Consider the following 13,546-nt stretch of genomic DNA (forward strand, 5'->3'; position numbering starts at 1 on the left):
GTGGATCCAGGTTTCCGCTGGCAAGGCGCCGATTCGCCCTCGTACTGGACCGTACTTGGGCGGATCGGCAACGCCGTCTCGCCGGCCCGGTGCTCGCTGGGCCGCCGAGAGACCCGGCGAACGTTGGTGGACACCGCACTAGACCCGGTCGGGGCGTGCCCACTGGACGGACGCGATGAGGGCCGTGGCCAGTCGGACGCCGTCCCGTCCCAGGAACGTCCGGAACGTGCCTATCCGGGTCAGGGTGTCCTGGTCGGCGTCCCCCAGGCCGTAGGCGATCATGTTCGGGCGGGAGGTCCACGCCGGGTCCGTCAGGGAGGCGTACGCCGCCGGCCAGGTCACCGGATCGGTGGGTTGCCCGTCCGACAGAAAGAACACGATTGGGCGGTGGACGTTTACCTTATGTGACTTTAGGGTGATCACGTCCTGGTCGATCGCTTCGCGGAGGAGTGTGAATGCCGGGCCGAAGTTGGTGCCGGCGCAGAGTTCCAGCGTCGGCAGGTCGGTCAGGCTCGCCGTGGGGTGCAACGGCTGCAGTACCTGCGGTTTCTCCGCGAAGCTGACCACGCAGCAGCGGATCAGCCTCCCCACCGTCGCGTTCGCGTGGACCGCGCCGCGGAACTCCCGCAGGCCCGCGTTCACCTCCTCCATGTGGTCGGTCATCGATAACGACATATCGCACACCACGTAGCACGGCAGCACCTCGGATCCCATGTGTCCGAGCGTTCTCTGTCCGTGTTGATCCGGCGTGGACGAAACGTGACTACCTACCCCGCCGACTTGCGTGGTGTGATTTGCGGGCTGCACAGCTTTCACGCCGGGGAGGCGCAGTGGAGTTTCGGATGCTGGGGCCGTTGGAGGCGTGGCACGACGGCGTCCCGGTCCAGCTGGGTGACCAGCAACAGCGGTTCGTCCTGGTCGTGCTCCTCCTGAATGTCAACAAACCGGTGACCGCCGATCGGATGACGGACATCGTCTGGGGTGGCAACCTCGCCCGCCGGGACATGGTGCGCACCTACATCAAGCGGCTGCGTGACACGTTCAAGGACGCCGCTGACGTCACCATCGAGACGACCGCGACCGGTTATTTGTTGCGGCTCGACGAGGACAAGCTCGACACCGTCCGGTTCGATCGGCTGCGGGCCGAGGCCGAGGAGGTCCGGGCCAGTGACCCGCGGCGGGCGATGGTGCTGCTGCGGGAGGCGGTCGGCCTCTGGCGCGGGTGGTTCCTCGAGGACATCGACATCGATCGGGTGGGTGGCACGGATGTGTTCGTCCCGAACGAAAGCCGGCTTGACACGATCGGGGACCTGGCCGAGCTGGAGCTGACCACGGGCGACCACCGGTCGGCCCGGGACCGGTTGCGGGCCTCGCTCCAGCTCGCCCCTGACCGGCAGCGGTACGCCGAGCTGCTGATGCGGGCACTGCTCACGAACGGCGACCGGGTAGCCGCCATCCGGGTCTTCCACGCCATTCGAACGGCTCTCGCCGAGATCGGGCTCGAACCCGGCACGGTGCTGCGCAACCTGCTCGCGCAGGCGGAGCGCGGCGACCTGCCCAGCTCACTGCCCTCCCGCTCCGCCGTGTTCACCGGACGGGACGCCGAGCTGGCCACGATCGAGACCGCCCGGCACACCCTGTGGGTGAGCGGGCCGCCCGGGGTCGGCAAGACCGAGCTCGCGATCGAGGCGGCGCACCGGCTGCGTGACCGGTTCCCGGACGGTCAGCTCATCGCCCGGCTGAACGGGTTCACGCCCGGGATGCCGGCGACGTCGGTGGGGGACGCGCTCACCCAGTTGTTGGTCGAGCTCGGTGAGCCACCCGAGCAGATCCCGGCCACGGTGGGGCGGAAGGTCACCCTCTACCAGACGCGGCTGTTCGGTACCCGGACGCTGGTGGTGCTGGACAACGCGGGCTCGTTCGACCAGATCCGGCCGCTGGTGCCCGAGGAGCCGGGCTGTCTGGCCATCGTGACGAGCCGGCGGATGGGTGCCGGTGAGCACATCCGGCTCTCACCGCTGATGCCGGACGAGGCCGTCGAGCTGTTCCGCACGCTCACCGACCAGGGCCGCATCCTCGGCCGGACCGCCGAGGTCGCGGCGGTGGTCAAGCTCTGCGGCTTCCTGCCGATGCAGATACAGGTGGTCGCCGGGCTGTTCCGCCGGCACGCCGGGTGGCCGCTGGAGCACCTGCTCCACCTGCTGGAGGAGAACGGGCCCTGGGACGAGGAGGGCAACGCGGCGATGCGGGTGTCCTACCAGCAGCTCGACGAGCCCCGCCAGGCCATGTTTCGCCTCTTCGGCCATCTGCCGGGTCCGGACCTCGACGTGACCGCCGCCGCGGCGCTCGCCGGTGTGCCGAGCGCCCGGATGCTGCTCGACGAGCTGCACGAGGTGAGCCTGGTCGAGGAGGGCACGCCCGACCGGTACCGGATGCTCGACCCGCTCAAGGAGTTCGCCGCCGCGCAGGCGCCGGCCGACACCGGCGCCATGCTCCGGCTCCTGGACTACTACCTCGTCACCCTCGCCGCCGCCGTCGGCGCCGGCTACCCCTTCGACCGCACACAGCTCCCCACCGGCAACACCTCCTCGCCGGCGGCGTTGGACTTCGACAGCGAGGACGCCGCGCTGGCGTGGATCGCCGCCGAGCGGGACAACCTCGTCGCCGCCATCCACTACGCCGCCACGCACGACCTGCCCGACCACACCTGGCGCCTCGCGGTGCTGATGTGGCGTCACTTCAACACCACGGCCCAGCTCGAGGACTGGCTCGGGACGCTGACCCGCGCCTGGGAGATCGTCGCCGCCGACCCGGCCAACGAGTACGGCCAGGCACACGTGCTGCTCCGCCTGTCCATGGCCCACGACCGGCTCGGCCGGCTCGGGGAGGCACTGGAGCTCGCCGCGCGCGCCCTCCCCAGGTGGATCCGGCTGGGTGACGTGGGCGGCGAGGCGGCCACGTTGACCGCGCTCGCGTTCCCCACCATGAAGCACGGCAACCACGACGAGGCCATCGCGAACTTCGCCGCGGCGCTCGAGAAGTACGAGCAGATCGACGACCTGCGCGGCCAGGCCCACGTGCAGAGCATGCTCGGCTACCTCAACGAGCTCATCGGCAACCTCGACGACGCCCTGCGCCAGCAGCAGGCGGCGGCGCGGATGTCGCGCGAGATCGGCGACGTGCGCGGGATGGCGCACACCCTGAGCAACCTCGGGTCGGTACAGCAGAAGCTGGGACTGCTCGCCGAGGCGCTGGAAAGCTACACGGAGGCACACCGCCACGCCGCCGACGCCGGCGACCAGTGCGCCGCGGCCTATGCGCTCAACGACATCGGCAACGTGCACCGGCTGCGTGGCCGGCTCGCCGAGGCCGTGCGCTACCAGGAACAGGCCAGGGTCGCCGCCGCCGACGTGCAGGACGCGGACCTGCTCTTCCAGCTCTACCTCGACCGCGGCGCGACCGCCCAGGCGAGAGGCGAGCTGGCGGACGCGCTGCGCGCCTGCCAGGCGGCACTGGACCTCGCGGACGGCACCACCAACCGTCCACACCAGGCGTCCGCCAACCGCGACGTCGCGAGGATCCTGCACGCGATGGGGCAGCACGAGCGCGCCATCCCCCACTGGGACGCGGCCGAGACCGAGTTCGCCGCGCTCGGGTTCCCGGAAGCGGCGGAGATCTGCGCCGAGCGTGGAGCCCTCACGTGTGCGTGCCGTTCCGTGCGGAAAGGCTGACCGTCCGCTGGCACAGTTTCCTTCACGGCATCGCCTGGTGACGCTGCAGCACCCTGTTGAGACTCGGGAAGATCTCCCTGACCGCGTGATGCCCGCGCCAACGGCTCAGGCACCTGCTCAGCTCCCGCAGGTCCATCCGCACGGTCGCGGAGTCGACCTGCGCCGCGTCGTCGATCGTCTCGGCCAGGGTCGCACAGCTCTGGTCGATCTCGCCGGCGAGCGCGTAGGCCAGCGAGTTGCGTGCGCCGAACCTCGCCCTGGTGCGCCGGTTCGTCACCGGTAACTGCGTCAGCACCCGGTCCAGCACCGCCGACGCCTCGTCGACGCGGCCCAGGTCGACCATGGACCAGCCGCGGGCCAGCGTCAGCGGGTCGGGCGCGGTCGAACCCAGCACGGGATACGCCCGAACGTCCACGGTGTACGAGTCGAATAGCTCCTCGGCCCTGCCCAGCGCACGCTCGCAGGCGTCCCGGTCGCCGGCCAACGCGTGACCCTGCGCCTCACGCCGGGCGGCGAGGCCGAGAGTGCGCGGGCTGGCGTTCCGGTCCTGCTGTGCCTGCTGGGCGAGGTCGATCGTGGTGATCCCGTCCTGCCGGTACAGCGCGAGCCCGGCCTCCCGGATCAGCGTGTAGGTCACGATGTCGCCGTCGCCGTCGCCGCTGGCGCGGGCGAGGTCCGCGGCGTAGCGGGTCCACCACAGCGCGCCCTGCTCGTTCCCGGCCTCCTGGCTCAGCCAGCCGACGTACTCGGCGATCCGGCCCGCGAGCAGCAGCAGCCGTGACCGTGCCGGGTCGGGGTTCTCCCGTGCCAGCGCCTGCACCGTGCGCACCTGCGCGACCAGTGGCTCGAGCACGACCGTCGGGCTGGTCCGCATGCCGAGAAGGCGCAGCTGTTCGAAGGACGTCCGCAGTCCGGTCACCACGCCCTCGTCCGGCACCGGTCGTGGGCCGCCGGCCAGCGCGATGCCGATGAGCGAACCGGCGCCGGCCAGCATCGTCCCGGCGAGCATCGAGCGCCGGTCCAGGCCCCCGAGGTCCACGGCGGGCTGAGGCCGCTCGCGTGCCGCGTGCTCGGCGTTGATGAGCGTGCCGCCGGCGTCCAGCGCGTTGTCGCAGAGCCGGGCGAAGTTCGCGTTCGGCGGTTTGACGTCGTTCTCGATCTTGCTGAGATAGCTCTTGCTGTAGTTGACGCGCTTGGCGAGCGCGCCCATCGACACGTCGGCGGCCTCGCGGCATTTCCTGAGGAGCTCCCCAAAAGATTCGGCCATCGACGTCTCCATTCAGGCTGGTGCCGAGTACATCATTTCCACCGGGTAATACGCAATTGCCGGGTCACCCGCCGGTCCGCGGGTGACCCGGCTTTCAGCGCACCGTCAGTTGTGCCACGGGTGGCCGTCGGCGCAGTAGTGGCCGGGCGGCAGCAACGCGTCGACGCAGGTGGTGGTGCTTGCCGACGCGGTGGCGCCCATCGCGAACAGCGTGGCGACGACGACGCCGGTCATGGCGAGCGCCCCACCGATTTTGGACAGCAGACTGGACATGGACATGACAAATCCTCCACAGGAATTACCCGATTGTTTGGGGCGCCGGAGGCAATTTCCGCGCCCACCACAGAGGATTCGCGATGGGAGATTTGCCAACAAGGAGTTGACCGTTGACCGGTGCCAACGGTCAACAGTGCGCGAAATGCCGTGAGGGGCACCGTCGCGACGTCGAGGTCGCGACGATGCCCCTCACGGCATCGGGTTCAGCGGCGGGCTCGGTCCAGGACCTCCTCCAGCCGCAACGGGCCGGGTGGGTGGTGGCTCAGGCACAGCGGCGCCCGCATGCGGCGGAACCCGAAGGTCTCCCCCGTCACGTAGAACTGCCCGCGTTCCAGCCGCGAGATGTCCGCGACCGTGCTGCCCTTGGCCCTGGCCAGCTCGTTCGCCGCGGCGATCTGCGCCGGGCTGTTCAGGCGGCCGAAGAACTGCGTGGTCGCGTTGCCGGTGACCTGGTTGTGCAGGCCCTTCGGCGCCTGTGTCGCGAGCAGGAGCCCCAGCCCGTACTTGCGTGCCTGCGAGGCCAGCAGGATGGTGGTCTGCGTGCTCGCCGTCGACGCGCCGGACGGCGCGATCGTCTGGGCCTCGTCCATGACGAAGAGGCCGCCGAGCGGCCGGTCCGTCGCGGGGTTGCGCTTGACCCAGGCGAACACCTCCAGCTGGAGCTGGCTGATGAAACCCTGCTTCTGCTCGTCGGACGGCAGCCCGACGAAGCTGATCACCGAGACCCGCGCCCGCTTGCCCCCGGTCGGGGTGAGTAGCGCCGCCGGGTCGGCCGGCTCGCCCGCGCCACCGAGAAGCGGGTCGTTGACCATCGCGGCCCGCAGTGTCTCGGCCAGGTCGGCGGCCATCTTCGTGGCGGTGCTGAGCTTGCTGACGCCGTCCGGCAACTCGGCGAGCACGTCGACGAAGCCGGACAGGCTGCGCGCGTCCCTGCGGGCGTAGTGCGTCAACGCCTCACGCAACACGGCCCGACCACGCACGGCGGCCTTCGCGCCGCCGGCGACCCGGGCATGCGGCACCAGGGCGGCCACGGCCGCCTCGATGGAGGCGGTGAACTCGTCCGGGTCGTCCCGCACCCCCGCGAAGTCGGGCAGCGGGTGGAAGCTGAGCGGCCGGCCGCTGGTGCGTCCCGGGGTCCACACCACGACCTCGGTGTTGGCGAGGTACTCGGCGGCACGGTCCGCGTCACCCGGCCGCCAGCCGTCCGGTGGTCGCGGCCAGGCGTCACCCATGCGCGCGAGGTCGTTGTTCGGATCCAGCACGATCGCCGAGACACCCTGCAGGGCGCACTCCTCGATGATCCGGCGCAGCAGGACGGTCTTCCCGGTGCCGGACCCGGCGAAGATCACCGCGTGCTTGCGCAGCGACTCCAGCTCGATGCGGATCTCGTTGTCCATCCCGAGCAGGATCTCGCCGGGCTTCGGCGGCTGGGAGGACGTGCCGGCGGCCGGCGACGGTTGCGGCGACGGGCCGTCTGCCGGGCGCTGGGTCGTGCTCTGTGCGGGCGGTTGGGTCGTGCCGCGGGCCGGCGGTGGGCGCGTCTCCTGGTGGTCGGCGCCCGTCTGCGCGGGGATGGGCAGAATCTCCCGCAGGAACGTGGTGTGGCTCGCCGGTTTGCGGACCACGAGCCAGTTCAGCAGCTCGTAGGTCTGGTTGGAGAGCATCTCCTTGAGCGCCCAGAAGGTTCTGACGTCGTCCCTGGAGATCTCCAGGCGTGGGCTGCCGACCTGGGCCAGCTCACTGACCTCGGCCCTGGTCTTGGCGCCGGTCCAGCCCTTGCCGCCGTGGTGCAGCAACACGAGGTGCCGGTTGCGTACGCCGTTGCGGATCCCGGCGGCCTCCTTGGCCTCCCGCACCAGGCGCAGCACGGTGTTGCCGTGCCGGCCCGCGATGGCACGGAACATCCAGCGTTCGGCGAGGTCCCGTTCCTCGTCGAGGGTTCGGCGCAGCCCGGCGTGCAGGCGGCGGCCGCCGTCCGGTGGCGGCTCGGTCTCCCAGGACCTGTCGTCGTTGCCGATCTCGGTGATCCACGAGCGCAGGGCGGCATGCAGGAGGTCGGGCATGACCGTGTCCTCGGTGTGCTGGTTGAGCGCTGCCTCCACGTCGGCACGCTCGCACAGCTCCTTGAACCGGCGGTCGAACTCCGCGAAGTACTCGGGTTCCGGGCCGACCTGTTGCGGTGCCTCGACGACGATCTCCTCGTCGAACGAGGTGAGCTCGCGGATCTCGCCGTGCAGGCACACCTCCGCGTGCTCCTGGAGGCGCCGGAGCAGCTGTCTTGGCGTGTAGGGGATCCAGGACTCACCGAACGCGCTCGACGCCACCGGCCAGGTGGGGTGTGGCGGCGTGAAGCCGATCGTCTGGTAGGTCACCCCCAGCCACTTCGCGACCAGCTCCCTGGCGAGCCCTGGATCGTTGATGGCGCCGAGAATCGGCGTCTCGGTGAACCGGTCCCCCACGGTGTCGGACGACACCGAGTGCAGCATCGTCCAGGTGTTGGGCAGGCAGGCCACGATGGACAGCGTGCGTCGCGTCGTCTCCCGCAGCTGCAGCAACCCGTCGGCGATCACCGCCAGCTCGCCGACGAGTGCCGCGTCGGTGACCGTCTCCTCCATCCTGCTGTTCGCCTTGGCGACCAACGTGTCCAGCTGGTCGATCGCGACGACGCTCGGGCCGGTGAGTGCCAGCACCCGGGAGATCTCGGTGACGAGCGTACGAAACGACTTGGGTCTGGGGTGGATGCCCCAGGCCTGCCGCTCGCCGGGTGTGGCCTCCGGCAGCCCGGCGAGGTAGTCCCTGCCGATGTTCATCTTCACGTTGTCGGTGGCGGCGTAGAGCACCAGTGCCCGGATGGTGTCACCGCACTCGACCGCGACCTGGACGTCGACTCCGCGCAGGGCGCCGACGAACTTGTGCAGGTCCTCGACGGTGAGGGAGAGGCCGCCCAGGACCGCCCCGTCGACCGTGGCCGGCACGTTCGCCTTGTCACACAACCGTCGTAGCAGCTTGGTCAGCTGGAACTCGCCGTCGTCGTTCGTCCGCAGCAACTCACTGCGCATGGCCTCCGCGACGTCCTCCCAGAACGCCGCGCCGGTGGTGAGGTCGATCAGGAAGAAGTAGCCGTCCTCGAGTTGCACGGCCCGCCGGACGCCGCCCAGCAGGTGGGTCTTGCCCACGCCCTTCTGGCCCTGCAGGGCGAGTCCGATGGGGCTGTGCCCCGAGCTTTCCTTGGCGTCGAGGATGCCGGCCTGGACTCGGTGCACGGCCCTGGTGTGCAGACCATCCACATGGGACGGTGAGGTCTGCCAGACGTCGTCGGGCGTCTCGGCCGAGTTGAAACGGAGTCGTGCGAGTGCCTGGCGTTGGGGTGCGGTCATGATTCCTCGATGGCCACGAGGTGTTTGTCCTCCTTGCCGATCCTGATGGCGGCGGTGCGGTCCGCATCGGTCAGCGACTTGCGGTCGGAGTCCGGGGCCAGGTGGACGAGGCCGGTCCTGGTCATGGCCAGCAGGACCTTGTCGACCTCGTCCTTGCCGGCGCCGTTGAGCCTCGGGCGGAGCCGCGCGAGGCGTACCCAGTCCTGCGGCTTGCCCTTGAGGTCGTCGTATGCGCTGCGGATCAACGACTCCAGGGTGGTCGTCACCTCCGCGTCGGTGGTGCGGAGGACGTCGGTGAGGCGGATGTTGTGTTGCTGGAAGTACTTCACGAACGGGCGGAGCACGTCGAAGATCACGCTGAGCAGGACCGGGGCGCGTGGCGGTAGCTCCATGGAGACGAGCACCTCCTCGCACCTCGTCACCCCCGCGTCGGTGATCTTGTGCGTGTGTGGGCGCGCGTCGGTGTAGCTGGTGATCAGGTTCTCCTTGTTCAGCTTCTCCCTGGTCTCCTTGCGGAGGTCGATTCCATGGCGTTTCTTGAGGTCCGGAGTGGACACTTCCTCGCCGACCAGCATCAGTGCGATCAATGCGGCCTTCTCCGGGTTTCCCAGTGATGAAGCCATTCCGCCACCCTTCACTTGGTGTACACATCTATCCGTCGGTCGAGCCGGTCCAGCAGGGCGTCGATCCAGGTGCGCAGCTCGTCCGGGGCGGTGACGCGGGCACCGTTCGCACGGACCTCGTTCAGCAGCTCCAGGTCGACGGTCAGGTCCCGCAGCAGCCCGAGGTCACCGGCGTCCAGCGCCTCGGCCATGTCGTGCGCGGTCTGCTCGATGAGCGCCCAGCGGCCGCGGTTGGCCACCTCGCCGGGTACCTTGCGCAGTGCGAACGCCGCGTCCCGCAACGCGTTCAGGTCGTTGTCGGTGCGCTTCGGCGGGGTGTCGGCGATGAAGTCGTGCAGCTGCCGGGCGACCTCTCTCGGGCGCACCGCCGCGTTGAACCGGAGATGGCGGAGGTTGCGCAGGAACACCGGCAGGCGCTCGGGGTCGGTGTTGCGCGTCAGCACACAGAACAGCTGCCGGTCGCCGTCCGCGTCTAGGGTGTGGCGCAGGAACAGCTCCGCCTCGGTGGCCTGCCAGCGGCTCACCTCGCCGTCCACGACCAGGCACAGGTGCTTGGCCGGGCCCCTGCTCTTGTCGAGGAACTCGGGGTCGCCGGACAGGGAGCGGTCCGCGCGCAGGCCGAGCGCCCGCAGTTCCTCGATGAGCTGGTTCGCCAGCTCCAGCGCCGACCGGGGGCTCGACACGAGCAGGTCCAGGTCGTAGGCCCGCTTGTGCGTCCTGGCCGCCGCGACATAGGCGTCCCGGTTGTCCGCGAGCAGATCGGTGCGGTCGAACCGCTGCGCGATCACCGCGGCGACCGTCTCCAGCGCGTAGGAGACCTGGTCCGACGACGGAACCGACTCCTTCAGCACCGGCAGGCTCTCGCCGAAGCTCCAGAACGACACGTACGGCAGCACGACGTGCTGGAACATCAGGTCCTCCGGCACGCTCTGCGCCAGCCAGTTCCGGAACAGCGGCCTGGTGATGTTCACGCACTTCTGCTGCCAGGCGTCGGCGAGCTGGTACTCCACCCGGTTGTCCAGTCGGGACAGGATCGGCAGCACGAGGTGCGGCTGCCGGTCGTAGGGCAGCCGGTCGCGGGCGATGTCCGCGCGGCGGGCGATGTTCACGGCGCCGTTGACGCTCTGCTCGTTTGCGGTGAACAGGAGGACGAGCCGGTCGGGCAGGTGCGCGGTGCAGATGCCGGCGATGTCGGAGATGCCGGTCCGGCTGTCGATCAGCACGAAGTCGTAGTTCTTGGTCCACGTCTCGCGGCAGCGCTCCAGGAACTCGGCGAACCCGCGTTCGTACAGGTCCGCCCAGTCGATGCGCTGCACCCGGCCCGTGTAGGCGTCGTCCTGCCGGCCGGCGGCCAGCAGCGCCAACGTGCCTTCCTCGAAGTCGAGCCGGATGGTGTGCGCGCCCGGCTTCTCGGCGCCGTCCAGGAAGTCGTAGGCGAGGTCGATCACGCCGCCCTTGGGCTGTCTGGGCAGGATCGGCTCGAAGTAGTGGTGCAGGCCGGGCGCTTCGAGGTCCCAGTCGACGGTGAGCACGCGGTAGCCCCAGCGCGCCAGCAGCACGGCGATGTTGGCCAGGGTGAAGCTGCGCCCGACCCCGCCCTTGTACGAGTAGAACGTGACGACTGTCCCGGTCATCACTCGAACCTCGGAATCGGTGCCGGCGGCTGCAGGGGCGGGTCAGGCGGGTCGATCACCGGCCAGTCCGGCTGCCAGTCGGGCACCTGTGGCAGCAGGTCGGCGAGGTCCTCGGCCACCTCGGTGACCTTGTGGTGGAAAGGGACCCAGTCCCGGCTTTCCTGAAAAGACGGCTCTGGCGTGGAGAGCTTCTTGAAATCCCATCGGGAGATCTCCTTGGCCTCCGACGGGAAGTTGTTCGAGTCCGAATAGAGAATGGGATAGACGAGGCCCTGGGGATGTTCCATGCTGCCGAGACCGAGCAGCCTCTCCCGCTCCCGCATGCTCGTCCACTCCGCGAGGCACCACTTCGACCGGAAGTACGGCGGGGAGAACAGCGGGATCATGATCTTGCTGTGGAGCAGGGCCTTCTTCAGGTCGGACGGCCAGTGCACGCCACGGGGCATGGACCGATCGACGTAGACCCTTGGGGTGTGCGCCAACTGGTCGGTGAGGCAGTCCGTGAACTTCGGAAGAAAGTTGTTCAGCAACCATTTCTGTACGCTGCCGTAACGGCAGTAGCTGATGAACACATCGAACTTGTAGCCGGACACGCACCAGATGATAGGCACCGAATACCGGCGAAAAATGGCGAAAAAGTGGCTATTATCGCGGTTCTGGACAGGAAGTGGCCACGAAGAGGGCGGGGGCGAGCGGTCGACTCGCCCCCGGTGGCTCAGGCGGTCCGGTCGGTCACCGTACGGCGTGTCAGCCGGATGATCGGTAGCTCACGGTCGGTCTTCACCTGGTACTGGGCGAAACGAGGGGCCTTGGCGGTGATCTGGCGCCACGCCTCCTCGCGTTCGGCGCCGTGGAGCTGTGTCGCGGTCACGGGGAGCTTGCGGCCGGCCAGCTCGATCTGGACCCGCTCCGGGTGGGCGGCGATGTTGTAGTACCAGGCGGGGTTCCTGGGCGCGCCCGCGGCCGACGCGACGATCAGCCAGGACTCGTCGTCGGGTTGGAAGAAGCCGACGGGGTTGGTGCGTTCGGTGCCACTCTTCGCGCCGATGGTCGTCAGCACCAGTGCGTCCATGCCGCCGAACTTGCCGTTGCGGCGGACCTTTCTCGCGACCCGGGTGTTGAACCACGTCATCAGGCGGCCGGCCTTGGGCTGGCGGCCGCCGCGGGTGCCGTTGCGTGTGTTGAAGGTCATCCGCGTCAGCCCACCGTCCGGTTGTTGGGCGTGAGTTGGTGGGGCTCGCGGTCCTCCTGGCCGATGCCGAAGCTGATGATCCGCTTCGGGTGGACGCGGATGATCGCGCCGTCGATGCCGCCGGTGAAGTCCGCGTACGCGGAGTCGGCCGGTTCGGTGATGGCCTCGCCGGTCCCGCGGATCTCCAGGCAGCGCACCCGCCACGGCTGGATCGACGGCAGGTCGTCGACCACGAAGGCGACGCGGCCGTTCCCGGCGACGTTGCGGAACTTGCGGCTGGCGGCCATGCCGTACCCGCCGATGTCGATCGTGTCGGTGCCTTCGTTGTAGCGGAACCCGACGGGGCTGACCTGCAGGGTGCCGTCCGGCTGCGCGGTGGCCAGCCGGCCAAGTCGTTGGGTGGACAGGTACTCGAGCTCTTGTTCGGTGAACGTCATGCCACTCCTCTCGCGATGGTTACTATTTATAACTTACCGGGATGATGTGCAAGGCTGGTGGCATGCGTCATTCCGCGGATGCGTGCCCCTGCGCGCCACGGACCGGGACCGTGTTCGCGCTGCTGGGCAAGCGTTGGAACGGTCAGGTCATCGACCTGCTGCTGCAGGGGCCCGCGCGGTTCGGGCAGCTGGTCGCGGCGCTGCCGGGCCTGTCGAACCGGGTGCTCACCGAGCGGTTGACCGAGCTCCAGGAGGCCGGTCTCGTCGCGCGCGGCGACGGGCAGACGTATCTGCTGACCGAACGGGGCGAGGGGTTGCGGCCGGCGATGGACGCGCTGGCCACGTGGTGCGTGCCGGGATCGCCCGGCGCCGGTGCCGACGGCGAAGACCAGTGTGGCGACAACCCCTGTGGCAACGGGGCGTGGGAGGCGTTCGCCCAGGCGGGCGAGCGGGTTCGGAGCGCACTGGAGCAGGGTGTGCAGGACGCGGCGGGCATGCCGCCCAGCTACCTCGAACTGCTGGTCCAGCTCCGGCTCGCCGGCGGACGGATGCGGATGAGCGAGCTGGCGACGGCGACCCGCAGCAAGCCGAGCCGGATCACGCATGCGGTCCGGCGGCTCGAACAGGCGGGGTGGGTCGTCCGGGACGGCGACCCGTCCGACGGGCGGGGCAGTGCCGCCGCCATCACCGAGCGGGGCACCCGGGCCGCCGAGGATGCCCTGCCGGCCTACCTTCGGGTCGTGCACGGCATGCTCCAGGCGCTGACGCCGGGCGAGCAGGAGCAGCTGCGGGTGCTCTGCGAGAAGATCTCGGCCGGGTTCGCGGAGAGCTGAACTCTTTCAGTGCTGAACATCTGACATCGGGCCGGTCGCCCGGGCACACCCGGCGGACCACATTTCGGACAATTGGCCTGGCTGAGCGGGGACGAGTCTTCACCGGATCGAAGTTCCGGGGATTCACGGGATTGTCGGAAATTCCCGGACAGTCCGCGCGTGACTCACCGGCGGGC

At 69.4% G+C, this 13,546-nt stretch carries 11 protein-coding genes; 2 read left to right on the forward strand and 9 right to left on the reverse strand.

Annotated elements, in window-relative coordinates; all coding sequences use genetic code 11:
• Positions 1-138: 138 nt before the first annotated feature.
• Complete coding sequence (locus tag VET29_RS31405; protein WP_324927370.1) at positions 139-714, reverse strand: vWA domain-containing protein; 576 nt, start codon at positions 712-714, stop codon at positions 139-141.
• Positions 715-842: 128 nt separating this feature from the next.
• On the opposite strand from VET29_RS31405, the gene VET29_RS31410 reads away from it, so the two are divergent.
• Positions 843-3,731: an AfsR/SARP family transcriptional regulator gene (locus VET29_RS31410; RefSeq protein WP_324927373.1), complete on the forward strand. Its 2,889-nt coding sequence runs from the start codon at positions 843-845 to the stop codon at positions 3,729-3,731.
• Between the two features lie 22 nt (positions 3,732-3,753).
• On the opposite strand, the gene VET29_RS31415 is transcribed toward VET29_RS31410, so the two are convergent.
• From VET29_RS31415 to VET29_RS31450, 8 genes are all read right to left on the reverse strand, one after another.
• Positions 3,754-4,998, reverse strand: coding sequence for a helix-turn-helix transcriptional regulator (locus tag VET29_RS31415; RefSeq protein WP_324927375.1), 1,245 nt, complete (start codon positions 4,996-4,998; stop codon positions 3,754-3,756).
• Positions 4,999-5,103: 105 nt separating this feature from the next.
• On the reverse strand, positions 5,104-5,277 hold the full coding sequence (locus tag VET29_RS31420; RefSeq protein WP_324927377.1) for a hypothetical protein: 174 nt from the start codon (positions 5,275-5,277) through the stop codon (positions 5,104-5,106).
• Positions 5,278-5,477: 200 nt separating this feature from the next.
• Positions 5,478-8,651: a helicase HerA domain-containing protein gene (locus VET29_RS31425; protein WP_324927380.1), complete on the reverse strand. Its 3,174-nt coding sequence runs from the start codon at positions 8,649-8,651 to the stop codon at positions 5,478-5,480.
• Positions 8,648-9,274, reverse strand: coding sequence for a hypothetical protein (locus VET29_RS31430; RefSeq protein WP_324927382.1), 627 nt, complete (start codon positions 9,272-9,274; stop codon positions 8,648-8,650). Before VET29_RS31430 ends, VET29_RS31425 begins: the two co-directional genes overlap by 4 nt.
• Before the next feature lie 11 nt (positions 9,275-9,285).
• Positions 9,286-10,908 carry a CATRA system-associated protein gene (locus tag VET29_RS31435; RefSeq protein ID WP_324927384.1) on the reverse strand — a complete coding sequence of 541 codons (1,623 nt, stop codon included), beginning with the start codon at positions 10,906-10,908 and terminating at the stop codon, positions 9,286-9,288.
• A complete protein-coding gene (locus VET29_RS31440; protein ID WP_324927386.1) occupies positions 10,908-11,501 on the reverse strand; it encodes a TIR domain-containing protein in 594 nt (197 codons plus the stop codon). The genes VET29_RS31435 and VET29_RS31440 overlap by 1 nt, the downstream gene beginning before the upstream one ends.
• A gap of 122 nt (positions 11,502-11,623) precedes the next feature.
• Positions 11,624-12,100: a nitroreductase/quinone reductase family protein gene (locus VET29_RS31445; protein WP_324927388.1), complete on the reverse strand. Its 477-nt coding sequence runs from the start codon at positions 12,098-12,100 to the stop codon at positions 11,624-11,626.
• 5 nt (positions 12,101-12,105) lie between these two features.
• On the reverse strand, positions 12,106-12,537 hold the full coding sequence (locus VET29_RS31450; RefSeq protein WP_324927391.1) for a PPOX class F420-dependent oxidoreductase: 432 nt from the start codon (positions 12,535-12,537) through the stop codon (positions 12,106-12,108).
• Positions 12,538-12,647: 110 nt separating this feature from the next.
• On the opposite strand from VET29_RS31450, the gene VET29_RS31455 reads away from it, so the two are divergent.
• Positions 12,648-13,370: a winged helix-turn-helix transcriptional regulator gene (locus tag VET29_RS31455; protein ID WP_324927393.1), complete on the forward strand. Its 723-nt coding sequence runs from the start codon at positions 12,648-12,650 to the stop codon at positions 13,368-13,370.
• The last annotated feature ends 176 nt before the right edge of the window (positions 13,371-13,546 follow it).

Origin of the sequence: Actinophytocola sp. (assembly GCF_035634895.1) — a bacterium.
Lineage (GTDB): Bacteria > Actinomycetota > Actinomycetes > Mycobacteriales > Pseudonocardiaceae > Actinophytocola.

Excerpts from the sequence above, each read along its gene's own strand:
- VET29_RS31445 (WP_324927388.1), bottom strand. The coding sequence starts at position 12,100 with ATGACCTTCAACACACGCAACGGCACCCGCGGCGGCCGCCAGCCCAAG.
- VET29_RS31425 (WP_324927380.1), bottom strand. The coding sequence starts at position 8,651 with ATGACCGCACCCCAACGCCAGGCACTCGCACGACTCCGTTTCAACTCG.
- VET29_RS31430 (WP_324927382.1), bottom strand. The coding sequence starts at position 9,274 with ATGGCTTCATCACTGGGAAACCCGGAGAAGGCCGCATTGATCGCACTG.
- VET29_RS31410 (WP_324927373.1), top strand. The coding sequence starts at position 843 with ATGCTGGGGCCGTTGGAGGCGTGGCACGACGGCGTCCCGGTCCAGCTG.
- VET29_RS31415 (WP_324927375.1), bottom strand. The coding sequence starts at position 4,998 with ATGGCCGAATCTTTTGGGGAGCTCCTCAGGAAATGCCGCGAGGCCGCC.
- VET29_RS31405 (WP_324927370.1), bottom strand. The coding sequence starts at position 714 with ATGGGATCCGAGGTGCTGCCGTGCTACGTGGTGTGCGATATGTCGTTA.
- VET29_RS31420 (WP_324927377.1), bottom strand. The coding sequence starts at position 5,277 with ATGTCCATGTCCAGTCTGCTGTCCAAAATCGGTGGGGCGCTCGCCATG.
- VET29_RS31435 (WP_324927384.1), bottom strand. The coding sequence starts at position 10,908 with ATGACCGGGACAGTCGTCACGTTCTACTCGTACAAGGGCGGGGTCGGG.
- VET29_RS31450 (WP_324927391.1), bottom strand. The coding sequence starts at position 12,537 with ATGACGTTCACCGAACAAGAGCTCGAGTACCTGTCCACCCAACGACTT.